Source organism: Nitrospirota bacterium (genome assembly GCA_035516965.1).
Taxonomy (GTDB): domain Bacteria; phylum Nitrospirota; class UBA9217; order UBA9217; family UBA9217; genus MHEA01.
This window is the reverse complement of sequence record DATIZR010000040.1, coordinates 95,043-121,597: the sequence shown is the minus strand read 5'-3', so window position 1 is coordinate 121,597 and position 26,555 is coordinate 95,043. Positions and strand designations below refer to the sequence as shown.

The window sequence follows — 26,555 nt, the reverse complement described above, 5'->3', positions numbered from 1 at the left end:
TCCTCCTCTTTCCTCTGTCTCGGTCAATTAGTGGGCCCGTTCATCAGGTCCAAGAGCCCCTTCGCTTCGGTGTAATCCGATGGGATCTCAAAGAGCGACGGCGGAGGTGTTCTCAGGGAAATGTTTTTCAGCTCCGTCGTTGTTTGCGCATCGCTGTTCTCAACCTCGCTCTTGATCGTCAATGCATCAAGGTCCCGCGCATTCCAGATGAATCCCTCCTCCACCCTGCCATTCTGATAAGTGATCCTCACCCGGTACTTGTCCGCGGGATGTCCATCGACCACCTCGCTGCCGATGTTCGTTTTCTCGATTTTTGGCTTTTCGAAAGCGAAGCTGTCCTGTTGACCCGGAGTGTTGACTATGTATTTACGCACATTCGGGTACAGTGTATAGTTCTGCCTTTTGTCTCCGAGCTGGAGCAGTGAAATCCTGTTCATTGTTTGCGGCATGCTCTCCGCGTTGTTTGCCATGGCCGCCAGGTCAATGTCCATGCGAAGCCGCTCACCCGCTTTTGCAATCGGGATCGTGAATTTCATTCTTTCTCCGCTGCCCTTGTAAAGGGTGACTGATACCAGCTCTGCAGAAAAGTTCCTTTTTCCATAATCCAGGTAGCCGAACGCGGGGGCGTCTGGCGGCTGCACGCGAAGAGGCGCAGACTGAGGCTGCGGGCTTACAACGGCAACTGCGCCGGGGCCGGGACCCCAAGGAAGGTTTGCGGTGACCCGCCGCGCCATCTCTGTCGCCTCATAGTTGAGGTGGATGCCGACAGCCTTGGTCAGCAGCTTCGCGCCCAGACCGTAGGCAAATGCCTGGCCGACGTTGCGTTCGCCGGTCTCAACGCTCTCGATCGTCACCCACGGGACATCCTTTTCCCTGGCGTCTGCGGCGCGGGCCGCGGCAGAGGCAACGCTGCCGCTCCTCCCGGACATCCTGGTCTCGGTCCGGACACCGAGCCCCCGCTCCCAGAAAGCCTGTCCGTTGCGGGTATTCACAAGCCTGAATGTTGCCCGTACCTTCCTGACATCCAGCAATCCCGTGGTCGTCTCATCGAAGTCCATGAGTGTGCCATACAGGACGCCGTCCACGCCGAGCACCTCGCCCAGCTTTTGCGGCGTCGTCAGGGAGAGCTGGCCGCCGAGATTGATCCCCATCTGGTCCCGGAGTATCTGGTCCGTTTCTTTCACGTCCCTGATGACATACGACTTGCCCTCCAGCGCCTCGATCATTTTTTTTCGGACTACCTCGGGGCCGTCCACATCGGTGGTATCGTTTTTCATCGGCAGCACCGCCACCCGCTTCAAGGGGTTGCTCGCATCATGATAGCGAGGGACCGGACGTGGGACCGCACAGGCCGATAGTGCGAGGACCACGCTTCCTGCTGCAACCAGCCTTGCTATTCTGTTCATTGGTCCGTTATCCTTCCTGCACCTGACGATCACTGTTTGTCTTCATCGCGACGGATGCAGATGCCGATTGTTCGTTGTTCGACTAATAGACAATGATGACGCGGCAATACTGCAGAAAATCACCCTTTGCGGAAAGCTTGCGGAGAGCGTCTGCATCGAGCTGCGCGATCACGATGTCGGTTCTCGCTGCGCCTGAAGCCTGCATTCCCCTGATGACGGCAGGATTGTCGGTGACCCGGAAATTGTTTGCAGCCGCGTTCACATCCTTGGCGTATCCTGCGACTCCCTGCTCGACGGCATTGGTCCTGGTGACCACCTGGCCAACGTAGACCTCCTGGCCCTTCTGGTCGACAATTTTCGGCAGCAGGGCCGGCCTTAACCCGAGACCTCTTCCGTCAATCACAAGACCGGTCGCGACGCCGCCCTTGAATGCCACGGTCGCATCCGCTGGAGGATTGGGCGCAGGCTGCGGAACTTGAGGCATCTTCGGCTCAGACGGAGCAGGGGCAGGCTTGGCCGGTTCCGGCTTTGCCTCCGGAAGAGGAGGCGCCGGAGGAACAGGCGCCGGCCTCGCCGGTTCCGGTTTTTTTCCCGGTGTTGACGGCTTTGCTGGTGATGGTTGCAGCGGCTTTCCCTGCGGCTGAGGAACAGGCGTCGTTGATCGTCCGAAACTGTCCGGCACGACCGCGTTCAAGAAGGCGCCTTTCATGCTCATTCCGACGAGCACTTCAACGGAACCGTCAGAAAGGTATTGCGTTCTCACGACGCGGGCCCCCTGAACGATTCCGTCCACTCTGGTCCTGATCACATCGCTTTTCACCATGAAGTTCTCCACCACGCTTTCGGAATCCACCCGAACGCCTTTCACGGTCTCAAGCAGGTTCCTGATGGCGACAACAAAGGCGGCGCGTTCTGCCATGGCACGGGCCTGGGCCGGGTTGACTGCCTGGGACGGTGGAGCGCCGGTTCCCTTCGCATACACTTCGCCGACGGTCCAGTTGATCGACCCATTGACGGTCGACTCAATCGCGTCCGAAGGACCGGGTGTCTGGGCTGCCGCGATGAACGGCAGGACAACAGACAGAAGTGCAGCAATAATTCCTGAATGAATGGAGTCCATGATCTCTCGCTCCTGATGAAGAAGATTTCCTTTCACTGCCCGAAATGACCCTATTTTATCACAAAATCGAGCACCGTTTCCCTGCCGGCAGCGGCTTCAGCCGTCCCGGCTGTTTCTTTGTCACCGTTTAAGACCGAAACCCGGTACTGTCCGGGAGCCAGCCCGTCTATCCGGTAGGTCCCGTCCTTGTCAATAGGGACTCCGAAGCTGGTGCTCCCCTCCCGGTAAAAGACATCGCCGTCCGAAACCGGTTTTCCAGATGCGTCGACTACTTTGCCCCTGATCACGCCTCCCGGTTGGAGCGTAAAGTCCAGGGCATAGACCTGCCCCTGCTCGACCCGCACTTCACGGGATGATTTTGTGAATCCCGGCCCTCTCACCTCAACACGATACGTTCCCGGACCAGCCAGAGCCGTGACATAGCGGCCGTCAGTGAAGGGAGAGGGCGTTCCCCTGCCTTCTTTCCAGAGGACAACACTGCCCTTCGGAACAGGCCTGCCGTTTTTGTCGCTGACCTTGCCCGTGACCAGGGCGGAATGCTGAACGGTGTCCATCCTCCTGCCGAGTCGTTGTTCCCTCGGCATGGGCAGTTCATCCACCACGGCCGTTTTGTCCGTCTCCTGGAAAATGGTATAAAACGTCGCCTTGTCCACGTCAAGGAATCCTCCGCGCACGGCCCCCGGCATATCCATGCCATCGATGCGCAGAATGATGTGAAAAGGATCGACGAAATTGTGCGAGTGTTCGGCATCCGAGAAGACCCACCCCGTATCAGGATAATAGATCTCAAGGTACGCATGGTACCCGCCGTCGTTCACCTTGACGCCCCAGTATTCTTTTGAGAACCCCCATTCATACCCGGGGGGCAGATAACCGTGGACGACGCGAGCAGGGATACCGGCGGCACGCAGCAGGGCGACGGACAGGTTCGAATATCCCACGCAGTAGGCTTTCCTCGTGCGCAATGCCGAAAGCGCATCGGTCGGAACCGTGATGCTGGTATCAAAGGTCAGGTTGTCTGCGATCCAGGAGAGGATCGCATTTGCAGCCTCGTGTACGTAACGGCTTTCACGGGTCACGTCCCTGGCAATCTTCACTAGCGCCGGGTCGCCTGACTGCCGGTCCGCCTCGGGCGTCAGATACTGCGAAATCGACTGCGGCAGCACACCGGGCGCAACGGGATAGGACACACGTGTTTTCATGGCGTGCATGCGCGACGTGACCTGCACTCGCTTGCTGAACTCGTCCTGGCTGATGACCCTCTGCTCAAAGGACTCATTCGTGTAGTCGGGAATGAAGGCTACGCCGCGGGGGTTTACGATATCATAAACGACCGTGTGCTCGCCGTCCAGAATCTTGAGGTGGGCGCCGGCCTTGCCGGCGGAAAGAAGGAGGCACAGTACGGCAATGAGGGATGGCGTCAGCGGTCCAATTCGCATGGTATTAAAAAACCCGCCCCTGACCGGGGCGGGCACGGCAGCTAGAACTTCAACTGGTTCTTGAATTCACGGATGGCGAGAAGCGCATCCGCCCCGGATACGGGGTCTCCCGGCCTGAACTCGCCGGTAGCCTTGTCAGCCTCGATGAAACCTCGGGACGTCACGACCATAATCGCGTTGAACGCGTAGTGGTCGCTCCGCACATCGGGGAACAGGGACGCGGAACCGACGTATTTCGTGGCCAGCTTTTCATCGCCGCTCACCCGGACGAGGACATCCTCCAGCATCAGTGCAAATTCTGCCCTGGTTATGAGTTTGTCCGGCTCGAAGGTATGGTTGGGGCCCGCCTCCAGCCCGCGCACGTGCAGTTTGAGCACGGTGTCGATGCTCGGCTTCAGCCAATTGTCCTTGATGTCGGTGGCCGCTTCCATCTTGACGACGGTTTCGGTCGTCATCGCCGACGCCGTGGCTTCTTCCGGCGCCTTGAAGGTCGTGTCATAGGTCTTGGCGCCGCGCTTCGTGAAGAGCTTTTCCAGGTCCATCTCCTGCACGAACAGCGCGGCGATATCAGCGCGGTCGAGCCTGTCAATAAGCGCGATCTGCTTGCCGATCACCGAGCCTGGTGCGGCGCGCTGGATCTTCTGGATCGTGGCCCATTCGGCGTTCGCCTCGGCGGTGAACTCCTTGTTCAGCTCGATCACCCGGCGGAACATGTTCGCGGCCTTATCAAAGTCAAAGGATACCTTGTAGGCCAGGCCCATGTAGTAATGAAGGGGCGCGCTGCCGGGATCCTTGTCCTGAGCAGATTTAAACTCCTTCTCGGTCTTTTTCAGCCAATCCTCGCCCCGCTGCATGCTGAGGAGGCGTATCATGCCGATCCGGGATTCGACACCTTTTTCGTCATAGCCCCTCGCCTTATCCATGTTCTCGAAAGCGGCCTTGAAATCGCCCTTCTTCCCAAATGCCAAGCCCTTGCCGATGTAGCCGAGAGGAGATTTCGGAGCAATCGCCACGGCACGATCAAAGGATTTCATGGCTTCATCGATCTGGTTGCTGTCAAGGTATTTAAGACCGTTCCGGTAATGGTAATCGGGAGTATCCAGCACCGACGTGGGGGGAACAGTCTTGGTCCCGCACCCGGCCGCCAGAACGGCCAGGACCGCCGCAAACAGCATGATCCGCTTCAGATGGATAGTCATTCCTGCCTCCGTAGTCTCCAGGTTCATTCATTGATTTCTTTTTCAGAAAAAGCGGCCGGCTAATCTACCAGGATGATCACCCTGCACTTTTCGAGCATGCTCAGATTCTGGGACGCGCCCTGCAGGGCGGCCGCATCGGCGTTGGAAATCACCAGGTCGGTCCTGCCCTCTCCCGAGGCCTTGATTGCCTTCACGACAAGCGGCTTATCCGCCACCCGGGGGTTGGTTTGGACCGAGGCGGGATCGCCCTTGAGATATCCGGCCATACCCTCTCTGACCGCCCAGTCCCGGTTGATCTGTGCCGATCCGTAGACCTCCCTGCCGTCCTCGTTCAATATCTTCGGCGCCATGGCAGGCCTCACCCCCAGCCCCCGTGCATCGACGACCAGCCCCGTGTAGAGCTGCCCCTGGACACCGGGTGCCGGCATCGCCGGTGCAGCGCCCGGCGCCGCGTTCGGCGTTTTCGGAATCAGCGCATCGGCGAGTGCGCCCGTCAGCTTCATGCCGACGGTTACTTCCACCGAACCGTCAGACATGTACTTCTTGTCCATGATCGTAGCTCCCTGGACGATGCCGTTTACCTGGGTCTTGACGACGTCGCTCGTCACGATGAAGTTCTCAACGGTGGTCGCAGAATCTACCCGGACTCCCTTCACGGCTTCAAGCAGGTTGCGGAGCGCCACGACCTGCGCCGCACGCTCCGCCATAGCCCGCGCCTGCGCCGGGTTCGCAGGCTGAGCAGGCGGTGCGCCGATGCCGACTGCCGTGATAACGCTCGTGGTCCAATCGACCTTGCCTGTGCTTCCCACAGAGTCCACGACATCCTTGACACTACCGACCAGTTGTGCAGATGCGCCCGCCGGTACGATAAAAACGACGGCCGTGATCATCACCAGAAAAGCTGCTACAGACCGGAACATAGTATACCTCCCTGCGCTCTCTCAAGAATGGGATCAAAATCCGCGATCAGCCTGCGCGCTTCTTCCCGCGGTGCGGCTGCGCGCGAAAACTCGACGCTACTATTTCATACCGGAATTTCAGAGTCAAGGTACTATTCACCCCGGGGAAGGACACCTCTGGAAAGAAGGGACATGTCTGGTCTCATCGCTGCAGCACGGGAGCGTGGAGAATGCATCCCCCGAAAAGGCATAGGTGACTATACAGAATGCTCCATCTCTTGTCAAGTAAGACAGCAATGACTGCGTTGGCCAGCTCAGCGAGAAGTGTTCCCCGCGATCGCCCCCTCCCGAAATCGTCAGACAGCGCGTGCAATGGTGAGGGCGCTCACGCGAACAGCTCCCGCTTCCTTGAGAATCCGCGAGCACTCATTCATCGTTGCGCCGGTCGTGTACACATCATCGACGATGAGGACCGATTTCCCGATCATCCGGTCGGGGACGAGCAGCGAGAATGCGTTCTTGACGTTCTGGAGCCGTTCCTCGGGGGACAGCTCGACCTGCGGCTTTGTGCGCTTGAGACGGACCAGATTGTCATAGCAGAGGGGAAGGGAAAAGGAATCGGCCACCTGGTTCGCGAGGAGGAGCGCCTGGTTGAATCCCCGCTGTCTAAGACGGCTGCTGTGAAGTGGTACGGGAATGACCAGGTCGAGGGCGCGGACAGCGCCGAGGTTTTCTGCCATCCAGCGCCCCAGCGGCACGCCCAGCGACCTGCACGGGCGGTACTTGAACTGATGGATCGCCTCGCGAAGCGGTCCTTCGAAATAGCCGATGGACACCGCTTGATCAAAGAAGGGAGTCTGCTTCCGGCAGTCGAGACAGCAGTGGTCGGGACTGTGCCGCAGCGCTTCGGAAGACTCAAATTGCCTTCCACAGGAGGGGCAGAGCGGGCCGCTCATGACGGCGAAATCGTTCCAGCAGGCAGAGCAGAAAAAGGGAACGGCCGAATCGCCGACCGAAGAGGAGCAGTAGGAGCAGGCGGTCGGCATCAGGATATCGAGGATTCGGCGCAGGACGTGCATGGGAACGCGCTCCTATCCCTTTTGGAATATCGCGGCAGACTGGCGTTCTGCGGACCCCCTGACGATTCGCCTATGCGATGAGGCTGCTCCCCGTCATGTCAGCCGGCTTCTCGATCTCGAGCAGTTCAAGGACCGTGGGAGCGACATCGGCAAGGATTCCGCGTTCTCTCAAGCCGGCCTTTTCTCCCACGAGGATGAAGGGAACCGGATCGGTCGTATGGGCCGTATGGGGTTGTCCCGTCGCAGGGTCGGCCATCATCTCGAGGTTGCCGTGGTCGGCGGTGATGAGCACGCGGGCGCCTGTTTCCTGCGCTGCGCGAACGACACGACCCAGACACTCGTCGAGCACCTCAACGGCGGCGATCGCTGCAGGGAGCACGCCCGTATGGCCTACCATGTCGGGGTTGGCGTAGTTCGTAAGGATGAAACCATACCGGCGCTTGTGAATGGCGCCAACCAGCTTTTCCGTGATCTCCCGTGCGCTCATCTCCGGCTTCTTGTCGTACGTGGCCACATCCCGCGGCGATGGGACCAGCACCCGGTCCTCGAGCGGGAACGGGAGCTCTTCCCCCCCATTGAAAAAGAACGTGACGTGGGCGTACTTTTCCGTCTCGGCGATGCGGAACTGACTCAACCCGCGCGCGCTCAGCACCTCGCCCAGGATGTTCGTAAGACGGACCGGAGCAAAGGCGACGGGCAGATTGAAGGTCTCGTCATAGGTCGTGAGGCAGACAAAAGACGACAGGTTCGGAAGGCGCTTCCGGCTGAACCCCTGGAACGCGGGGTCGGTCAATGCCTGCGTTATCTCACGGGCGCGGTCGGACCGGAAATTGCAGAAGATGACGGCATCGTTGTCGCTGATCGTAGCTACAGCCCGGTTCGTCCTCGGACCCATGATGATCGTCGGGAGCAGGAACTCATCGGTCCTGTTGTGTTCGTAGCTCTGCTGAACGGCTTCGACGGCCGAATATTTCCTGATTCCCTCTCCCTGGACGAGCGCCTCGTACGCCTTCTGCACGCGGTCCCAGCGCTTGTCGCGGTCCATTGCGTAGTAGCGGCCCGAGACGGTGGCGATCCGGCCTATGCCGATGGCTGCAAGTTGGCTTTCTAGCCGTGCAATGTAGTCCAGAGCGCTCTTGGGCGGCGTATCCCTTCCGTCGAGGAAAGCGTGAAAAAAAACCTGGGAGATGCCCTGTTGTTTGACCAGGTCGAAGAGGGCGGTAATGTGATCCATGCGGCTGTGCACACCCCCGTCCGAAAGGAGCCCCATGAGATGAAGCCGCCCCCCCGCTTGCTTGACACCATTCAGGGCTGACAGGAGCACGGGGTTTTTAAAAAAGTCGCCGTCCCGGATGGACTTGCTGATGCGCGTTGAATCCTGATACACGATTCTGCCCGCTCCCAGATTCAAATGACCGACCTCGGAGTTCCCCATCTGGCCGTCCGGGAGGCCTACCGCCTCCCCCGCCGCATTCAGCTCCGCGTGGGGCCATTCACGCAGGAGCGCCGAGTAGACCGGGGTATCGGCCGATGCGATGGCATTTCCCTCTTTCCTGCTGTTGATGCCCCATCCATCGAGGACGATCAGTATTACTGCTTTGGCGGCCATCGGTGCTCCCCTGTCTAACCAGTTCAAATTCGAATCGCCGGATCTCAAATAACTCCCACCGGCACTTTTCGGACTTCGAAACGTGCTGTGGCTGCACGGGATTGGCGCTCGTGGCTTCTTGGGAATGTAATGACGGGTGCTTGTCCTAGCAGGTTTTCTCGAGATTCACTCCGAAGGTGTTCCACTTGCCGCAGTTCGGACAACGTCCCGACCAGTCCGTCGTCCGGAATCCGCAGCTCGAACAGACATAGGGAATGATGATCTGCTTCCGGAATCCGAGGGCCTTCTTGAATTCCGACGCCGCGAGTCCCAGGGAACCTCTGCGCAGGTAGATGTTGCCAAGCAGCTTGTGCACATCGGGAAACTCCCTGTCTCCCCAATCCACAGAGGAGAGGATGTCGAAAGCCTCGTCGATCATTTCGAGCCGGTAATACAGCTTGCCGAGGAAGAACTTGAGCTGGATGTCCTGCGGCTTCCAGGACAGCGCCTGCTTATAAATCTCGATGGCCTGGCCCGGCTCACCCTGCTTCAGGGTGAGGTCCTCGAGCCGGTGCAGCAGCAGGATCGACGATGTCATCTTATAGGCCTTTCCCCAGAGTTCTGCCGCATCCTTCGTCTTGTTCTCTTCGAAATACACCTCTCCCAGCCCCAGGTAGGCCGGGATGAAGTCCTTGTCGAGCTTGATCACGCCCCGGAATATCTTTTTCGCGCGTTCATTGTCCCCCGCTTCCAGGAGTGACCGCCCGAATTCATACTTAAAACCGACGAGCCGGCGGTGTTCGACCTCCTGCTCCGCCGGCGATATGGGATTGGCAAGCAGGCGGCGCTGGGACTCATAGAGCTCTTCCCATTGATTGAGCCGCTGGTAGAGGTCTCTCATCCTGATCAGTGCCGTCAGGTTGGAGGAATCCTTAGCAATGATCTGCTGGTAGACCTTCAGGGCATCATCGTACCGCTTGGCCTCCTCATAGTCTGCCGCCAGGGAGAACATCACTTCCTGATTATCGGGGTCAAGGTTCAGCGCCCGCTGATGCAGCAGGATCGCCTCCTGCGGGTTCTTCTCGCGCAGTTGGCTGATGCCCATCCGGAGCAGCGTATCCACATGATTCGGATCGATCGCAAGCACTTTCTGGAAGAAGCTCGTGGCCTCGGGATTGCGCTTCGCGAGCAGGGCGTTGAGGCCCTTGGTGTACAGTTCCTGGATCCGGGAACGCTTCTTCTGCTCCCGCTGGACCCGGAGTCCGCGGAGGAACCGCTTCACGTCGCGAAGAAAATAGACGAGGAAGACGACTCCGGCGCCGAAAGAGAGCGAAACAAGGAAAAAGACCGATTTGGATACCTCATAAGATCGGGACGGGAGGAGATTGACCGTGATCATTCCCGGGTTGAACTCGCGCAACGCCACGACAATCAGGACCGCCGCAAACAACATCAATGTAACGAAGAATCTCATCCTCATCCTTTCTCGCCAGAAGATCACCGCACGCGTATGCAGACAGATCCGGGCATCAGTAGTGGTAGGTCTTTCCCGTCACGATCGTGAAGGCGCGATAGAGCTGTTCGAGAAGGACCAGTCTCGCCATCTCGTGGGTGAACGTCAACCGAGACAGGGACACGGTCCTGTTCGAGCCTGTCGTCACCCGCTCATCCAGTCCCAGCGCGCCGCCCAGAATGAAAACGATCTCCCGGACGCCCGATTCTCTCACTCCGTTTAAGAATGCGGCAAATTCATGGGACGTGAATTCTTCACCACGCTCGTCGAGGCTCACCGTGAAGGCGCCGGCGGCGATCGCCTTGCCGATCCGTTCGGCTTCCCGTTTCCGTATCCTCGGGGCCTCTTTCAGGTCCTGGATCTTCTCCTCTTTGAGCTCTCGGACCTCCAGGTCCGCATAGTGTCCCAGGAACCGAACGAACTTCTCCATGCCGTCCCGAATGAACCGCTCGCGGGTCTTGCCCATACAGAGCACGGTCAGTTTCATGGAGCGGCGTGCCCGATTCCTGCGACCCGGATGCCAGCAGACACACGGACAGCGTCACCCCAGAGCTTTTCCAGCGAATAGTACAGACGCGTTTGCTCATCGAAGACATGGACGACGACATCACCGTAGTCCATCAGCACCCAGCTGGATCCTGCCTGCCCCTCCACGTGGGAGGGATGTATCCCGGACCCGGCCAGGACCTGGCCGATTGCCTCGGAGACGGCCGATACCTGCGTGGTGCTGCCCCCGGAGCAGATCACGAAATAGTCGGCGATGGATGTAAGCTTGCGCAGGTCCAGAATGATGATGTCGAATGCTTTCTTGCTGTCAGCCGCCTCTGCGCACTGTTGTGCCGTTTCCCATGAATTAAGCATATAATGTGTTGGTAATTATATAGCGTTCAACGGGTTCAGGCAAGAGGTATTTGACCGAACGGCCATCCCTGATCCGCTCCCGGATGTCCGTTGAGGAAATGTCGTAGTGCGGGATCTTTTCCAGATACAGGCACGCGGTTGCCGTCCTCATCGTAATCTCGCGCATCTCTCCACGGTCCAGCCGGTCAAGATCCTTGGCGGCATGCTTCATGAAATCGATTGCGGCAAGTTCCGAAAAGGGGTAGCCGGGCCTCGACAGGATGACGAACGCACACCGTCCAAGCAGGCGTTCCCATTGGTGCCACGACTTGATTTCATGAAAAGAATCCACGCCGGTAAGAAAATAAAGTTCAGCGCCGGGCAGGGAAGAACGGAGCGCGTCGATGGTGTCGATCGTATAGGACCTGCCGCCCCGTTTGACCTCGATGTCGGAAAGCTCGAAGGGGGGATTGCCGGAGATCGCGAGACGGACCATCTCCATGCGATGCGCGGCATCGGGCATCGCTTCCTGTTTGTGAGGAGGAAGCGCGGTAGGAATGAACAGGATGGAATCGAGGCTCAGCCTCTCCCGCACTTCCTCGGCCGCTGCGAGATGACCGTAATGGATTGGATTGAAGGTCCCGCCGAGAATACCGATACGCTGCTGCAAACTGCCTCCGCAAAGTCCGGTCCGTTGAACATCATCCGCCAGGAATCGGGATCGTTCCGATGCCGTATGCCGGGAACCGCGCCGCGCTTTATCTTCTGATCTGTCCGTTCCCGAACACGATGAACTTGGTGGACGTGAGCTCCTCCAGGCCCATCGGTCCCCGGGCATGGATCCTGGTCGTGGAGATGCCGATTTCGGCCCCCAGGCCGAACTCGAAGCCGTCGTTCAGCCGGGTGGAGGCGTTCACGAACACGGCCGAAGCATCCACTTCCCGTTGGAACCGCATTGCGCTCGCATAGTCGTCGGTCACGATCGCTTCGGAGTGCTGCGAGCCGTGGGCAGCGATGTGTTCCATGGCATCGTCCATGCCGTCCACGACCTTCACGTTGAGCACCAGATCGTTGTACTCGGTGTCCCAGTCCCTGTCGGTGGCGGCCTTGACGGCAGGCACGAGAGCCCTGGTTCGCTCGCAGCCTCTGATCTCGACGCCGGCCTTCATGAAACGGTCGAGCATCGCCGGCAGAAAGGATGAGGACAGGTCCTTGTGCACAAGCATGGTCTCCATGGCGTTGCACGTTCCCGGCCGCTGGACCTTGGCATTGAAGCAGATCTCGCTCGCCATCTCCGGGTCGGCCTTGCAATCGACGTACACATGACAGATGCCCTTGTCGTGTTTGATCACGGGAATGGTAGAGTTCTCGGAGACCATGCGGATGAGGCCTTCCCCGCCGCGCGGGATGATGAGATCCACAACGCCGTTCAGCTTCAGCATTTCCATGACGCAGGTGCGGTCGGGGTTCTCGATGAACGAGACCGCGCCGTCGGGAATCCCAGCTTCGGCCCCTGCCCGGGACAGTACCTCGACGATCGCCGTGTTGGAGTGAACGGCCTCCGTACCGCCCCGGAGCAGCACGCCGTTCCCCGACTTCATGCAGAGCGCCGCCGAATCAGCGGTCACATTGGGCCTTGATTCATAGATGATCCCGATGAGGCCGATCGGCACGCGCATCCTGCCCACCTGCATGCCATTCGGCCTGCGCCACATCCTCGTGACTTCGCCCACGGGGTCGGGCAGGGCCGCAACCTCGCGCAGGCCTTCAGCCATGGTCCGGATCCGGTCCGGATTCAGCGTCAGCCGGTCGATCATGGCCTTGGACAGTCCCTTCGTCTCCGCAGCGATCAGGTCTTTTTTGTTTTCCTTGATCAGTTTCTGGGCACCCTGCTCGAGTCCCGCCGCCATTTTAAACAGGGCGTTGTTCTTGATCTCTGTCGACAGGTTCGCAAGCCTGCGCGACGACGCCTTGGCCTTCCTGGCCTTGTCGGACACATACTGTTTGACGTCCACCGGTGCCTCCTGTCCTTATTTCAACAGCTTTTCGATGCTCGCCCGTAACTCGGCTTCGTCCCTTATCTCGCCGAAGATGATGTCCTTCACCTGCCCATCGGACCCGATAAAAAATGTGGTCGGAAGAAATCGCACCTGGTACATCCCGGAGACCTTTCCGGCGCTGTCGCTCAGGACCGTCGGTTTGCTCACCTTGAGCTCCGTCATCAGCGCTTCGATCTTAGCCCGATCTTCCCGCACGCCCACGAGCACGACCCGGATCCCCTTGCCGGCCAGTTCATCGACGCGGGCGTCGAGCATCGGCAACTCGATGCGGCAGGGCAGACACCAGGATGCGAAGAAACTCAGTACCACTCCCCTGCTCTTCCCCCTGCGTGCCGGGCCGACAAAATTGTCAAGGGAGAACTCCTTATTCCCGAGATCCTGCAGGGAAAAAACGGGGGCGGATTCGCTCGTCTTCAGGGCTGCAACCGCATGATACGGCAGCAGCGCAATAAGGGTCACCAGCAGAATCTTTTTCATGGATTCCCCCGCTCATCGAGCAATACAAGGTCGTCGCGGTGGATGACCTCGTCATAATCCTTGTGGCCAATCACGGAAACGATCTGGGAGGTTTTGAGCCCTTTGATCCGGTCCAGGTCTTCCGAAGAATACTTGACCAGACCACGGGCAAAGGCCCGCCCGCTCCGGTCCACGCAGGTGACGCATGCGCCTGGCCTGAAGGATCCCTCGACCTTGAGAATGCCTCCCGGGAGCAGGCTCCTTCCCTTGTGCACCAGCGCTTCGCGTCCGCCATCGTCCACGACCAGCTTGCCGGAAGCGCTCATGGTATATGCGATCCAGTGCTTTCTGCTGTCCTGCTTTTCAGTCCGGGGCAGGAACAGCGTACCCACGTCTTTGCCTTCGAACAGGGCCGGGAGCACGCCGGGCTTCTTCCCGTTAATGATCACCATCGGCACGCCGTAGGCACCCACCTTCTTTGCCGTCATGATCTTGGACCGCATCCCGCCCGTACCGACCGTAGACTGGGCACCGCCGGCGCCCCGCTCGAGTTCAGGAGTGATCTTCTCGACAAGCGGGATCAGTTGTGCCGAAGGATCCAGCTTGGGGTCGGCCGTGTACAACCCGTCGATGTCGGACAGGATCACGAGCAGGTCGGCGTCGGCAAGATGCGTTACCATGCCGGAAAGGTTGTCGTTGTCGCCGAACTTGATCTCATCCACCGAGACCGTATCGTTCTCGTTGATGACCGGAATTACGCCATAATCCAGCAGGGTCTGGAGGGTGTTCCGCGCGTTCAGGAACCGTGTCCGGTTGGACAGGTCCTCCCGCGTCAGCAGTACCTGGGCCACCTTGCGTCCGTGTCCGCTGAATGTTTTTTCGTACAACCACATGAGCTCGGACTGGCCCACCGCAGCGGCGGCCTGCTTGAGCGAAAGGGGCATTTCCTTCTTCTTCATCAGGCCGAGCTTCATGAGTCCCGCCGCTATCGCGCCGGACGAAACCAGGATCACTTCATGGCCCTCACCGAGGATCTCGGAGATCTCAGCGGCGAGGCGTTCGATCCGGTTCTGGTCGAGCCCTCTGCCCGTCGACGCCAGGACAGCGCTTCCCACTTTCAGCACGATGCGGCTTTTTTCCCCCAGAAGGGAATTCCTGTCGACTTTGACGTTCTTCTTCATGCCATCCTGCCTTGAATCAGCCCTTTTCCCCGCGACCCGGCGCGTGCCGGTCCCGGCTGATGATCCAGTCCGCCGCCTCAAGGAGACTGCGGGCGATAAAGTCGGGGTCCTTCACCCGGTCGGGCCTCTCATTGCCCGGATCGTCGGGCGCGAATCCGCTCATGACCAGGATGCTGCACAGGCCGGCGCGCTGCGCGAGTTCGACATCGCTCCACTTGTCGCCCACCATGCAGGACCGCGCGCGATCTATGCTCAGATCCCTGACGGCCCGGTCGATCAGGCCGGTCCTTGGCTTCCGGCAATCGCACTCCACGGTATAGGATGAGTTGCCGGCGGTCGGATGATGGGGGCAATAATACACAGCGTCGATTCTCGCCCCGTCGAGCTTCAGCAACTCGTCGAGGCGGCTATGCGCATCATGGACAAGGGATTCCGGGAAATAGCCCCGGGCCACGCCCGACTGGTTCGTCACGAGAATGACCGCGAAGCCCGTTTCATTCAGTCTCCGCACCGCGAGGCCGGCGCCGGGTATCAGCCGCAGGTGCGCCAGATCCCTGAGGTAACCGACCTCTTCGTTCACGGTGCCATCCCGATCGAGGAAGACCGCTTTGCTCATCGCCTGCCGAGTACCGCCGTTTCCCATGCTTCCTTCTCAGTGACGGCCAGTTCTATCCTGAGCAACCAGATACCTTCCGGCCTCAGGCTTTTCAATCTCACCCCGTCTTTTTCGGTTGTCACGATCATGGCGATCCCGTGATCGGCCGCCGCCTGATAGATGCCGGCAAGATCGGATGCCCCATAGTGATAATGGTCGGCAAAAGTCCGCTCCACCCTGACGTCCGCCTCCAGAGAACCGAGCGTCGCGATGAACGATTGCGGACGCGCAATGCCGGCGAACGCCAGTACACGGGTCCCCCTGAGCGCCGCCAGGGGTTTCGGATCGCCGGTCAGGATATTCACGAGGGCTGTGGGCATGTGCCGGGACGTGAATATCTGCGCGGCCGTCCACCGCCTGATCGCCTGCTTCAACGGCTCCACGTCGGGCGTGCGGTCTGCGCCGGTGATCAGCACGACCTGGGCCCGGCGGAGCGCCGACAGGGGCTCACGCAGGATGCCTGCCGGAAACAGCCTGCCGTTGCCGAAGGGGTCGACGGCGTCGATCAGTACGATATCGAGATCTCTTCTCAGCCGGACATGCTGAAATCCGTCGTCCAGCACGACCGTATCGCTGCCGAACTGCCCGCAGGCGAACCGTGCCGCCTCGAAACGGTCGCTGCCGACGACAACGGGGACGCGCTTCAGCCTCGAACCGATCAGGACAGGCTCATCGCCTCCTGCTGTAGTGTCGGCAAGCAGCCTGCTTCCGTCGGAAACGACGAGGATGCGGGACTCGTCGCTCCGCCCGTACCCCCTGCTCACGACGACGGGCTTCTGATCATGCTGTTCCAGCAGTACGGCAAGCGCCATCACGGCCGGAGTTTTTCCGGTTCCCCCGAGGGTGACATTGCCCACGGAGATGACCCGCTGTGAAAGTCTTCTCCGCTTCAGCACGCCTGCGGCGACTAGGCCATGGCGTAGCCGGATTAAAAGACCGTAGACGAGGGACAACAGCCTCAGGAAGGCCTCGACGACCGGGGACTTCCGCCTTCCATACATGACGTCTTCGATATATTCCCTAGCGGCTGTCACCGATGAGCCTGCTGATCGCGTCGATCGTTCTCGCGGCGGATCCCGAATTGGCCTCGATCACCGAGAACGCCCTGGATCCGATGCTTCGCGCGAGGTCCCGGTCCGAAAGAAGCTTCTCGCACTGCAGATAGAATTCCTCTTTGTCCTTGACGAGGATCCCGCCCCCGGCGGAGATGAGCGCCTCGGAAATCTCTTTGAAGTTGAACATGTATCGGCTGAAGATCACCGGCTTCTTCATCATGGCCGGCTCCAGCAGATTGTGACCGCCGACCTTGACCAGGCTGCCGCCTACAAAGGCAATGTCGCAAATCCCATAGAACGACCTCAGCTCGCCGATGGTGTCCAGGAGGAGGACATCCTTGATGTCCCTGCTGAGGCGGGTCCTGCGCTGACACTCATAGCCCGCACGATTGACGATGCCTGCCACCTCGTCGAAGCGCTCGGGATGGCGGGGCGCGATGATCAGGATGAGTTCGGGGAATTTTTCCCGCAGCCGCCGGAACACGTCAAGCAGCACTGTTTCCTCCCCCCGGTGCGTGCTGCCCGCTGTTATGACGCGGCTCCCCGCGGGCAACGTCACGGGGTTGGACACGGCCGGCGGCATCTTCTGGTCGAACTTGAGGTTGCCCGTCACCGTCACGCGGTCTTCCGGTGCCCCGATTTCCCTGACGCGCTCCGCGTCCGACGCGGACTGCATGCAGAACAGGGTCACGTTGCTGAACACAGCGGAGAAAAATTTCCTGAACTTCAGGTAGTTCCGGTAGGAGCGCGGCGATATCCTGCCGTTGATCACCGCTGACGGGATACCCATCCGGTTCAGTTCTCGGAAAAAATTGGGCCAGAGTTCGGTCTCCGCGATGAGGACGATGGCGGGATTGATCCTGTGGATGACCCTGCGCACGATCCACGGATAGTCGAAGGGGAAGAAGAAGACGGCATCCGCTTCCGGGACACGCTGCCGTGCCGTGTAGTTTCCGGTTACCGTAACGGTCGACAGGATGAGCTTCCTTCCGGGATATTTTTTTTTGAGCTCCCGGATCAGGGGATGGGCTGCCATGACCTCTCCGACGGACACGGCATGCACCCAGATCGGCCGGGTTCTGCCGATGACCCTCTTGACGCGTTTTCGGACACGCCCCAGTTTCTGCGTTATTCCGCCACGGTATTTAGGGGCCGACGCGAGCTTGAACAGGATGACCGGGAACATCAGGATGGTCAGCAGGACCAGAAATATGTTGTACAGGAGGTACATGATCACCTTGTCAGGAGCCCTTTTTCTGAAAACACGCGTCCGCCTGGTTCATCACCTTGTTCAGCGCATCGGTCAGCGTGTGCCGCGTGGCTTCCAGCTCTTCTTCGCCGATCCCCTTCACGACGACCGGTTCCCCGTAGACGATCACGCCGCGGGTGAACGGCAGGGGAAGCAGGTACTTGTCCCAGATCTTTTCCAGGATCCAGAACCGTTTCGCGCTGGCCGCGACGGGTACGATGACCTTGCCGAGTTTGCCGGCTAGATAGGTCACGCCGGGCTTCACCTCATAGATCGGACCGCGGGGGCCATCCACCGCAAGGGCGATGTTCTTTCCCGCCCTCAGTCCCTCCACCAGCCCGAGGAGCGCCCGGTCGCCCTTCCGTTTACTGGAACCGCGCACCACGTCGAACCCGAACCGTTTTAGGATCCCGGCTTGGATTTCACCATCCCTGCTTTCGCTGGCCGGAATGACAACGCCTGAATCGCGGTGATTGTGAAAAAGCAGGAACTGCCGTCCATGCCAGAACGCATAAATAAAATTTTTCCCTTCCGCCTTGAGACGGTCCGGCACGCTTCTGTTCACGAACCGGATCCGTACCGATCTGCTCCAGAAAGAGATCAGGAGCCAGCCGATCGAAGACAGCAGTCTGGCCCGCATCATTCCGCGACCCGTGCCGCCGGTTCATCCCGGAACTGTTGGTCATAAAGGTTCTTGTATTCGCCGCCCCGTGCCAGAAGCTCCTCGTGCCCGCCCTGTTCCACGATGATGCCGTCTTTCAGCACGATGATCCTGTCGGCATTCATGATCGTCGACAGCCGGTGAGCGATGACGAAGCTCGTCCTGCCCTTCATGAGGACGTCGAGGGCCTTCTGCACTTCGCGTTCCGACTCCGTGTCCAGCGATGACGTGGCCTCATCCAGGATCAGAATCGGAGCGTCCTTCAGGATGGCGCGAGCGATGGCGACGCGCTGCCGCTGGCCGCCTGAAAGCTTGACTCCCGACTCCCCGATCACCGTGTCGTATCCCTGCGGCAGCGCCCTGATGAACTCGTCTGCGTACGCGGCACGTGCGGCCCGGACCACATCGTTGTCGGACACCGCGGCCCTGCCGTAGGCGATATTGTCCCGGACCGTATCATTAAAGAGGATCGTCTGCTGGGTAACAATGGCCGTGCAGGCCCTGAGGGATTCCAGGGTGGCATTGCGGATATCCAGTCCGTCGATCAGGATCGCCCCCTCCGAAACATCATAAAACCTCGGAATGAGGTTTACAAGCGTCGTCTTTCCGCCGCCGCTTTTTCCGACGATCGCGATGGTCTCGCCCGCGTGAACGTCAAGATTGATATGTTTCAGCACAGCGACATCGTCGTATTTGAACGAGATGTCACGAAAGGAAATAACGCGAAAATTGCGCGGTACTTCGCTAGCCCCGGGCCTGTTCCTAATCTCCGGTTCCGTGTCGACAACGTCAAAGATGCGCTGCGCGGCGGCAATCCCGTCCTGCAAGGTGTTATTGATGCCGTTCAGGTCCTTGAGGGGCCGGTAAAAAAACACCAATGCGGTCATGAACGAGAGAAATTCGCCGACGGTCATGCTCCCCCGGATGATCCAGTAGCCGCCAAAGAGGATGACGAGGGAGGTTCCCAGCATGGAAATGACTTCCATGACCGGATGCGATATTGCCGATGTTTTCAGCGAGCGCATGAGCGAGTTGAAGAGGTTCTTATTGCGTTCGGCAAAGCGCCGGTTTTCATACGATTCCATACCGAACGCCTTGACGATGCGGACGCCGGAGATCGTTTCATGGAGATGGATGGTCAGGCCTCCGACCTGTTCCTGCATCTGGGTGCTTATCTTTCTGAATCGCCTGCTGAATTTCGACAGCGCAAACCCCGCGAGGGGCAGCACAACGATGGAGAATACCGCGAGGCGCCAGTTCAAATAGAGGATATACCCGGTGAGGGCAAGCATCGTGGTCAGGCCCTGGACCAGGCTCGACGGCGCCCGGGTCAGCGCGCCCTGCACAAGGTTCACGTCGTTGATGATCCTTGAGATAATGACGCCCGTCGGAGTCTTCGTAAAATAGGAAAAGGAAAGCGATGTGGCATGCGAATACAACTGGTCCCGGATGTCGTTGACGACCTTCTGCCCCACATAGCCCATGAAGTAATCGCGCGCATAGGACGTCACGCCCTTCAAGATACTGACGATAATAATCGCCGGCGGCAGAAAAAACAGCAGCCTCAGGTCCCTGTTCAGCAGCACTCTATCGAAAGCGGGCTTCACCAGGTATGTCTGAGCGGCGATCATTCCGCTCGTGAGCAGCATGAAGACCCCAGCGAGGAGAAGCCGCGTGCGGTATGGCTTGAGATAGATTAAGAGTCTCTTATAGATTTCCATGACCCTGAGATGACCCCTGCAGAATTTCCATCACGACAGCCGCGGCCCGCGCCGACGTCCCCTTGTCCCCCAGGCGTTTGCGGACTTCGTCCAGGCCCTCGCGAATTTCGTCGGCATAGCTCCGGTCGAGCAGCATCTTCGACACGGCATCCGCCATGTTCGCCGGGTTCGCCTCTTCCTGAATGAACTCCGGGACCAGGCGTCTGTCTGCCACGATATTGACGAGGCCGACATGCTTCACTCCGCTCACGAGCCGGGAGATGACGGCATGGGTGAGCCGGGAAATCCGGTACACGATCACCATCGGCACGCCCATCAATCCCGTCTCGAGGGTTGCCGTGCCGGACGTCACGATGGCCGCATCGGCAGCTCTGAGCACGTCGTACACCCGGCCGTCAGTCACGGACACCGGCACCCCGCTCTCTGAGACGGCTGTCGCGATGATTTCCCGGTCCAGCGTCGGTGCGACGGGAAGCACGAACTGCAGGTCCGGGAAGCGCGTCAGCAGCATCTCCGCCGCGCGCAGCATGTCCGGCAGGAGGTTTGCTATCTCCGTTCTCCTGCTGCCCGGCAGCAGGGCGATCGTGCGGCGCTTCGGATCCATTCCGAAAAGGGCCTTCGCCTGCTCTTGCGAGAGACCGGATCCCACCACGTCCGTCAAGGGATGTCCGACGAACCGGACGTCCACGCCGGCCTGTTGGTACAGCGGCACTTCGAAGGGGAAGACCACGATCATGGCCTTTACCAGGCGCGCGATCGTCTTGATCCGTCCTTTCCGCCATACCCAGACCTGCGGGCTCACATAATACAGGACCGGGATCCCCAGCTTCCGTGCTGCCTTGCCAAGCATGATATTGAAGTCTGGGAAATCGATCAGGATGAGGAGGTCGGGTCGATCCTGCTTCAGAAACCGTTTAAGCCGCGAAAGAACGCCGTAGATCGTGCCGAGATGAGTGATGACCTCCGTTATGCCCACGACCGATATCTGCGAGGCATCGGCCAGCATAGCCACGCCGGCTTCCTGCATGCGCCTGCTGCCCACGCCGTACAACGCGATGGACGGGTCTTTTTTCCTGATCTCCCTCGCGAGATTTGCGCCGTGCAGATCGCCGGAGGCCTCTCCGGACATGATCATGATTTTTTTCATCGGGGAAACCCGCCTGCATCGGGCGCAAGCCCTCTAGAGCGCTTTTTTGACCGCGGCGGCAACTGTCTGTATCTGCGCCTCGGTCAGTTCGGGGTACATGGGAAGCGAGAGGACCTCCTGAGCCGCCAGTTCCGATCCGGGCAGGCTCCCCTGCTTCACGCCGAGTTCCCTGTATGCGGCCTGCAAATGCAGGGGGACAGGGTAGTAGATCATCGAGGACGTCACGTTCCCTTCGTCCAGTTTCTGTTTCACGGCGTCCCGGTTGCGTACCCGGACCGTGTACTGGTGGTACACATGCGTGGAGCCCTTCTGCTCGGACGGCGTCCTGATGTCCGCGCCGGCTAGATGCCGGTTGTACAGCTGTGCGTTGTTCCTGCGATTTGCGTTGTACGCATCGATATGCCTGAACTTGACCCGGAGTATCGCCGCCTGGACCTCGTCGAGCCTGCTGTTGTAGCCGATCTCGTCGTGATAGTAACGGACGTGACTCCCGTGGTTCCGGAGGCTCATCATGCGTTCCGCCAGCCCCGCGTCATCGGTGACCACCATGCCTCCGTCGCCGTAGCAACCCAGGTTCTTGCTCGGGAAAAAACTGAAACAACCAATGTCGCCCACGGACCCCGTTTTCCTGCCCCTGTAGTCCGCACCAAAGGACTGCGCACAGTCCTCGACGACGCGGAGGCCGTGCTTCTTCGCGACTGCCATGAGCGGATCCATGTCCACGGACTGTCCGTAGAGATGAACGGGTATGATTGCCCGGGTCCTGCGCGTTACCGCGGCTTCGAGCTTCGTAACGTCCAAGTTGTAGGTCACGGGATCGATATCGACGAAGACCGGGACGGCGCCGATATAGGAGATCGCTTCGGCGGTCGCGATGAACGTGAACGGCGTCGTGATCACCTCGTCGCCACGCTGGATGCCTGCGGCGATCAGGGCGAGATGGAGCGCATCGGTGCCCGAAGCGACGGCCACGGCGTGCCTGACGCCGTGATAGGCGGCTACAGCCTCTTCAAGCGCCCTGCCGTGCTGACCGAGAATGAAATGGGTGCTCTCGAAGACGCCGAGCACGGCGTTGTTGATCTCGTCTTTGATCGCTTCATATTGGACCTTCAGGTCCACCATAGGTACCGACATGCTCAACCGCCCCTCAATACAGGATTTTTTGATTCCGCCTCTTCAGGAGACCCCGACAAACCCGCTGATCCCCCGGGCGATGGAATCCGTGATGAGGCTTGCAAGGGCAAGCGCCCTCCTGCCCTCCCGGCCCGATACGAGGGGGCTGCTCCCGGTCCGGACGCAGCGTACGAATTCCGTGATCTCGTCGTTCAGCGTGTCCCGCCGTTCGGTCGGGATATCGGCCACTCTCAGCTCCGGCACTTCGTTGCCGTTCTTCCTCGCAACCGTTGCTTTCTGCGACTGGTAGTCCCCCGTGTAGACGCTCTCACCGTCGAAGACGCGGAGAATTCTTTTTTTCTCATCTGATACCCTGCTCGCCGTGACATCGGCCACGCAGCCGTTCCGGAACAGGATGCGCGCCATGGCCACATCGACCTCCCGGGTGATGACCGATGCCCCCGCCGCGCTTACCGCGTCCGGCTCCGAACCGGCGAGATCGGTCACGATATCGAGGTCATGGATCATCAGGTCGAGCACCACGTTCACATCGGTGCAACGGACCGTAAAGGGAGCAGCCCGTTCCGCCGTCAGGTAGCGGGGTGACGCAAGGAGTGGCCTGATTGCACCCACGGCAGGGTTGAACCGTTCGATGTGGCCGATCTGGAAGACGGCCTTTTTCTTCCCGGCCAAGGCGATCAGTTCATCGGCCTCTTCCAGCGTGGCCGTGATCGGCTTCTCCAGAAGCACATGGACCCCCCGGTCGAGAAACGGCAGGGCCACGCGGTGATGCAGGGCCGTGGGCACGACAATGCTTACCGCATCGACGAGCCCCTGCAGTCGCGACGGCTCGGGAAACCATTGTGTGTTCAATTTCCGGGCAATAAAGCCGCCTCGGACGGCATCGGTGTCAACGACGCCGACCAGTTCAACACCCGGCATGACCGCATACTTCTCGGCATGAAACTGCCCGAGGTAGCCTACGCCGATTACGCCTACCTTTACCTTTTGCATTGTCTGCCGGCCTTTGCCTGTCCGGGATGACGGGAACCGCGCATCACCGCGCTATGATCGAGATGCCGGCGCGGTCGGCTTCGAGCACGACCGCTTGCCGGTCCAGGATGATTGTTTTGCCAGCTTCAACAGCCAGACAGGAGGCGTTCACCTCCCGCATGGTCTGCATGGTCTGTATTCCTATGGCGGGGAGGTCGAACCGGAGGTCCTGCTGCGGCTTGCACGTCTTGACCACGACCGCTCCCTCCCGGCACAGGCGTCCGCCGCGCCGGATGGCCTCATCGGTCCCTTCGATCGCCTCCACTGCGAGCACGGCCTGGTCCTTCACGACCACCGTCTGGCCGATATCCAGCTTGCCGATCTCCTTCGCCAGATGCCATCCGAACTCGATGTCCTGAAGCTCGTCCTTCGTCGGTTTTCTTTTCGTGAGAACGCCCGCCTGCGCAAGCAGGTTGTCGAGATACAGCGTTGACTCCCGGACGGTAATGCCCTCTGATTCGAGCTCCGTGGCTACGGCGCGCAAAAGGGAATCGTCCTTCTTGTGGATCATCCGCGCAAGCACGGTCATGCCCCGCATATCCGGCAGTCCGCCTCCGAAGAGGCGCGTTTTCTTGATGCCGCCCGCCATCAGGACATCGGAGACGTCCTGGTCCTTGAATATCTTGATGAGTTTGCCGAGCTGACCGACCTTCACCCAGAAGATCCCGTCCACGAGTTCCGCGAGCTCCGGCAGAGTTTCCCCTTCGTGAGCGACCGCGATGACCTGCAGCCCCTTCTCTTTCGCCGCACGGGCAAAGGCAAGAGGGAAATTTCCGTTCCCGGCTATTAATCCGATCTTCCGCATCGCTGGTGGCACTCGACTTTTTTCTCTCCCGCGTTACCGAGTCACGCCCCGTTTCGAATGGCGCATGAAATCCACGAAGTAATTGACCTCTCGTGAATCCGGGAATTCCTCAACCACCTTATTGATTGCCTCTTCGATGGTCATCCCCGACCGGAAGATGATCTTGTAGGCCTTCTTCAGATGATTGATCGTCTCGTCGCTGAAACCCCGCCGTTTCAGGCCGATCGTGTTCAAGCCGTACAGCTGGGCCCGGTTGCCGGCGGCGCTAACGTAGGGAGGGATGTCCTGGACGATCGCCGACTGTCCCCCGATCATGGCGTAGGCGCCGATGCGAACATGCTGGTGCACGCCGACGATGCCGCCAAGGATCGCGTGGTCCTCGATCACGATGTGGCCGGCCAGGCCCGCCGAGTTCGCCATGATGATGTTGTTCCGGAGCTTGCAATCATGGGCAACGTGAGAATAGGCCATGAGGTAGTTCCCGTGCCCGATCTCGGTCCTGCGGTCCGCCTTGGTCGTGGCGCGGTGCACGGTGGCACACTCACGGATCACGTTATCGTTCCCGATGACAAGGTAGGTCTCTTCGTTCCGGTATCCGATGTCCTGCGGGGGCGTGCCGATGCTGGAAAAAGAAAATATGCGGTTGCGCTCCCCGATCGTGGTCCAGCCTTCGATCAGAACATGGGAGGCAACCTTCGTGCCCTTGCCGATGCTCACGTGCTCGCCGATGACGGAATAGGGGCCGATCTCCACGCCTTCCGCGATGCGCGCATTCGGATGCACGATAGCTGTGGGATGAATGCTCACTTCCTGCGCTCCCGATATCATCATTTATCCACGATCATGGCCATCATCTCTGCTTCGGCGACCACGCCGCCGTCCACGATAGCTACAGCTTTGAAGCTCATCACCGGCCCGCGCTGCCTGATCAATTCCAGCTCGAACCGCACCTGGTCGCCGGGAACCACGGGTTTGCGGAATTTGGCCTTGTCGATGCTCATGAAATAGAGCACCTTCTTTTTGACGTCTTCAGCCGGGATGGACTTCAGCGCCATCACGCCGCCCGATTGCGCCATCGCTTCGAGCAGCAGCACGCCCGGCATGATCGGGTGGCCGGGAAAATGACCCTGAAAGAACGGCTCATTGATGGTCACATTCTTCAGGCCAACGATCCTTTTGTTCATTTCAAATTCGAGGATCCGGTCAATGAGCAGAAAAGGATACCGGTGAGGAAGCAAGTCCATGACTTCTTGTATGCCGATCATAGCATTTCCCCCTTTATTCAGTCTCACGAATCTTATCTTGCAGTTCCTTAACCTGTCTTTCCAGCCGGGCTACGGTTTTCTTGAGTTCCGGCAGCTTCGGCAGGACAGCCTGAACCTTGAGCCAGTCCCGGATAGGCATTGCATTGTACCCGGCAATGATCTGTCCCGCCTCAACGTCCTTCGCGATGACCGCCTTGCCGCCGGCCATGACACGGTCTCCCACGTTGGTGTGGTCCGAAACCCCTGCCTGGCCGCCCAGGACAACATAGTTCCCGAGGGTACTGCTGCCCGCGATGCCCGATTGTCCGGCAAGGAGGCAATGCTCCCCGATGGTCACATTGTGGGCAACATGCACCTGATTGTCGAGCTTGGTGCCTTTCCGGATCAGCGTGTTCCCGAGCGTGGCGCGGTCGATAGTGCAGTTGCCGCCGATCTCCACGTCGTCCTCGATGATCACGCCGCCCACCTGCGGTATCTTGTGGTGGCGGCCGCCATCGGTCACGAACCCGAAACCGTCGCTGCCGATCACGGTGCCGGCATGCACGATTACTCGCTTGCCGATACGGGTAGCATGCCCGATGGTGACATTGGCGTTGATCACCGAATCATCATCAATGACTGAGTCATCGCCTACATAGGCGCCCGGATAGAGCACGACCCGGTCGCCGATCGTCACCCGGTCGCCGAGCACCGCGCAGGCATGGATCGAGCACTCCGCGCCGATCGTAACGTCCCTTCCCACGACCGCCCTGTCGCTGATCCCCGACGAACGGTAGGGCATGACATAGAAAAGCTCCAGCACGCGGGCGAACGCCAGCTTCGGATTCTTCACCCGCAGTACAGCCAGAGGCACGGCGGGCATATCCAGGGACACAAGCGCGGCCGAGGCCCGGGAAGCCTGCAGTTCTTTCAGATACTGCGGTCCCGCGACAAACGTGAGCTGTCCCGCTCCGGCCTCCCCGATGCCCGCGGCACCGGTGATCTCGAGGTCGGCCGGCCCGGAAAACTCCGCGCCCAGCAATTCCGCCAGCCTGTTCAGTTTCATGTCTCG

At 59.7% G+C, this 26,555-nt stretch carries 26 protein-coding genes; all 26 read right to left on the bottom strand.

Features of this window, described 5'->3' with window-relative positions:
• Positions 1-23: 23 nt before the first annotated feature.
• Positions 24-1,406, bottom strand: a complete 1,383-nt coding sequence (locus VL197_05075; GenBank protein HUJ17346.1) for a GNA1162 family protein — start codon at positions 1,404-1,406, stop codon at positions 24-26.
• Between the two features lie 82 nt (positions 1,407-1,488).
• Entirely contained in the window at positions 1,489-2,526 is a 1,038-nt protein-coding gene (locus tag VL197_05070) for a hypothetical protein (protein ID HUJ17345.1), read from the bottom strand.
• 50 nt (positions 2,527-2,576) lie between these two features.
• Positions 2,577-3,965, bottom strand: coding sequence for a transglutaminase domain-containing protein (locus VL197_05065; GenBank protein HUJ17344.1), 1,389 nt, complete (start codon positions 3,963-3,965; stop codon positions 2,577-2,579).
• 41 nt (positions 3,966-4,006) lie between these two features.
• Positions 4,007-5,164: an S-layer homology domain-containing protein gene (locus VL197_05060; protein ID HUJ17343.1), complete on the bottom strand. Its 1,158-nt coding sequence runs from the start codon at positions 5,162-5,164 to the stop codon at positions 4,007-4,009.
• 59 nt (positions 5,165-5,223) lie between these two features.
• A complete protein-coding gene (locus tag VL197_05055) occupies positions 5,224-6,084 on the bottom strand; it encodes a hypothetical protein (protein HUJ17342.1) in 861 nt (286 codons plus the stop codon).
• A 335-nt stretch (positions 6,085-6,419) separates the two neighbouring features.
• Entirely contained in the window at positions 6,420-7,142 is a 723-nt protein-coding gene (locus VL197_05050) for a ComF family protein (protein ID HUJ17341.1), read from the bottom strand.
• A gap of 70 nt (positions 7,143-7,212) precedes the next feature.
• Positions 7,213-8,751, bottom strand: a complete 1,539-nt coding sequence (gene gpmI / locus VL197_05045) for a 2,3-bisphosphoglycerate-independent phosphoglycerate mutase (protein HUJ17340.1) — start codon at positions 8,749-8,751, stop codon at positions 7,213-7,215.
• Positions 8,752-8,896: 145 nt separating this feature from the next.
• On the bottom strand, positions 8,897-10,204 hold the full coding sequence (locus VL197_05040) for a tetratricopeptide repeat protein (GenBank protein ID HUJ17339.1): 1,308 nt from the start codon (positions 10,202-10,204) through the stop codon (positions 8,897-8,899).
• 55 nt (positions 10,205-10,259) lie between these two features.
• The gene (locus VL197_05035) at positions 10,260-10,730 is read right to left on the bottom strand and encodes a 23S rRNA (pseudouridine(1915)-N(3))-methyltransferase RlmH (protein ID HUJ17338.1); all 471 of its coding nucleotides are present in this window, start codon (positions 10,728-10,730) and stop codon (positions 10,260-10,262) included.
• Positions 10,727-11,104 carry a ribosome silencing factor gene (rsfS, locus tag VL197_05030; GenBank protein HUJ17337.1) on the bottom strand — a complete coding sequence of 126 codons (378 nt, stop codon included), beginning with the start codon at positions 11,102-11,104 and terminating at the stop codon, positions 10,727-10,729. Before rsfS ends, VL197_05035 begins: the two co-directional genes overlap by 4 nt.
• Entirely contained in the window at positions 11,097-11,753 is a 657-nt protein-coding gene (gene nadD, locus VL197_05025; GenBank protein ID HUJ17336.1) for a nicotinate-nucleotide adenylyltransferase, read from the bottom strand. Before nadD ends, rsfS begins: the two co-directional genes overlap by 8 nt.
• 88 nt (positions 11,754-11,841) lie before the next feature.
• Positions 11,842-13,098 (bottom strand): glutamate-5-semialdehyde dehydrogenase, encoded by a 1,257-nt coding sequence (locus VL197_05020; GenBank protein HUJ17335.1) that lies wholly within the window; start codon positions 13,096-13,098, stop codon positions 11,842-11,844.
• A gap of 15 nt (positions 13,099-13,113) precedes the next feature.
• On the bottom strand, positions 13,114-13,620 hold the full coding sequence (locus VL197_05015; GenBank protein HUJ17334.1) for a TlpA disulfide reductase family protein: 507 nt from the start codon (positions 13,618-13,620) through the stop codon (positions 13,114-13,116).
• On the bottom strand, positions 13,617-14,780 hold the full coding sequence (proB, locus tag VL197_05010) for a glutamate 5-kinase (protein HUJ17333.1): 1,164 nt from the start codon (positions 14,778-14,780) through the stop codon (positions 13,617-13,619). Before proB ends, VL197_05015 begins: the two co-directional genes overlap by 4 nt.
• A 16-nt stretch (positions 14,781-14,796) precedes the next feature.
• On the bottom strand, positions 14,797-15,423 hold the full coding sequence (locus VL197_05005; protein ID HUJ17332.1) for an HAD family hydrolase: 627 nt from the start codon (positions 15,421-15,423) through the stop codon (positions 14,797-14,799).
• On the bottom strand, positions 15,393-16,469 hold the full coding sequence (gene lpxK, locus VL197_05000; GenBank protein HUJ17331.1) for a tetraacyldisaccharide 4'-kinase: 1,077 nt from the start codon (positions 16,467-16,469) through the stop codon (positions 15,393-15,395). The genes VL197_05005 and lpxK overlap by 31 nt, the downstream gene beginning before the upstream one ends.
• Positions 16,456-17,721 carry a 3-deoxy-D-manno-octulosonic acid transferase gene (locus tag VL197_04995; GenBank protein HUJ17330.1) on the bottom strand — a complete coding sequence of 422 codons (1,266 nt, stop codon included), beginning with the start codon at positions 17,719-17,721 and terminating at the stop codon, positions 16,456-16,458. Before VL197_04995 ends, lpxK begins: the two co-directional genes overlap by 14 nt.
• Positions 17,722-17,731: 10 nt before the next feature.
• Positions 17,732-18,382 (bottom strand): lysophospholipid acyltransferase family protein, encoded by a 651-nt coding sequence (locus VL197_04990; protein HUJ17329.1) that lies wholly within the window; start codon positions 18,380-18,382, stop codon positions 17,732-17,734.
• Positions 18,379-20,121 carry a lipid A export permease/ATP-binding protein MsbA gene (msbA, locus tag VL197_04985; protein ID HUJ17328.1) on the bottom strand — a complete coding sequence of 581 codons (1,743 nt, stop codon included), beginning with the start codon at positions 20,119-20,121 and terminating at the stop codon, positions 18,379-18,381. Before msbA ends, VL197_04990 begins: the two co-directional genes overlap by 4 nt.
• Positions 20,108-21,268 carry a lipid-A-disaccharide synthase gene (gene lpxB, locus VL197_04980; GenBank protein ID HUJ17327.1) on the bottom strand — a complete coding sequence of 387 codons (1,161 nt, stop codon included), beginning with the start codon at positions 21,266-21,268 and terminating at the stop codon, positions 20,108-20,110. Before lpxB ends, msbA begins: the two co-directional genes overlap by 14 nt.
• A gap of 33 nt (positions 21,269-21,301) precedes the next feature.
• On the bottom strand, positions 21,302-22,402 hold the full coding sequence (locus VL197_04975) for a DegT/DnrJ/EryC1/StrS family aminotransferase (protein ID HUJ17326.1): 1,101 nt from the start codon (positions 22,400-22,402) through the stop codon (positions 21,302-21,304).
• 42 nt (positions 22,403-22,444) lie between these two features.
• Positions 22,445-23,395 carry a Gfo/Idh/MocA family oxidoreductase gene (locus VL197_04970; protein HUJ17325.1) on the bottom strand — a complete coding sequence of 317 codons (951 nt, stop codon included), beginning with the start codon at positions 23,393-23,395 and terminating at the stop codon, positions 22,445-22,447.
• 43 nt (positions 23,396-23,438) lie between these two features.
• Positions 23,439-24,251 carry a UDP-2,3-diacylglucosamine diphosphatase LpxI gene (gene lpxI / locus VL197_04965; GenBank protein HUJ17324.1) on the bottom strand — a complete coding sequence of 271 codons (813 nt, stop codon included), beginning with the start codon at positions 24,249-24,251 and terminating at the stop codon, positions 23,439-23,441.
• A gap of 21 nt (positions 24,252-24,272) precedes the next feature.
• Positions 24,273-25,070, bottom strand: coding sequence for an acyl-ACP--UDP-N-acetylglucosamine O-acyltransferase (gene lpxA, locus VL197_04960; GenBank protein HUJ17323.1), 798 nt, complete (start codon positions 25,068-25,070; stop codon positions 24,273-24,275).
• Positions 25,067-25,504: a 3-hydroxyacyl-ACP dehydratase FabZ gene (gene fabZ, locus VL197_04955; protein HUJ17322.1), complete on the bottom strand. Its 438-nt coding sequence runs from the start codon at positions 25,502-25,504 to the stop codon at positions 25,067-25,069. Before fabZ ends, lpxA begins: the two co-directional genes overlap by 4 nt.
• A 13-nt stretch (positions 25,505-25,517) precedes the next feature.
• Positions 25,518-26,549 carry a UDP-3-O-(3-hydroxymyristoyl)glucosamine N-acyltransferase gene (gene lpxD, locus VL197_04950; GenBank protein HUJ17321.1) on the bottom strand — a complete coding sequence of 344 codons (1,032 nt, stop codon included), beginning with the start codon at positions 26,547-26,549 and terminating at the stop codon, positions 25,518-25,520.
• Positions 26,550-26,555 lie beyond the last annotated feature (6 nt).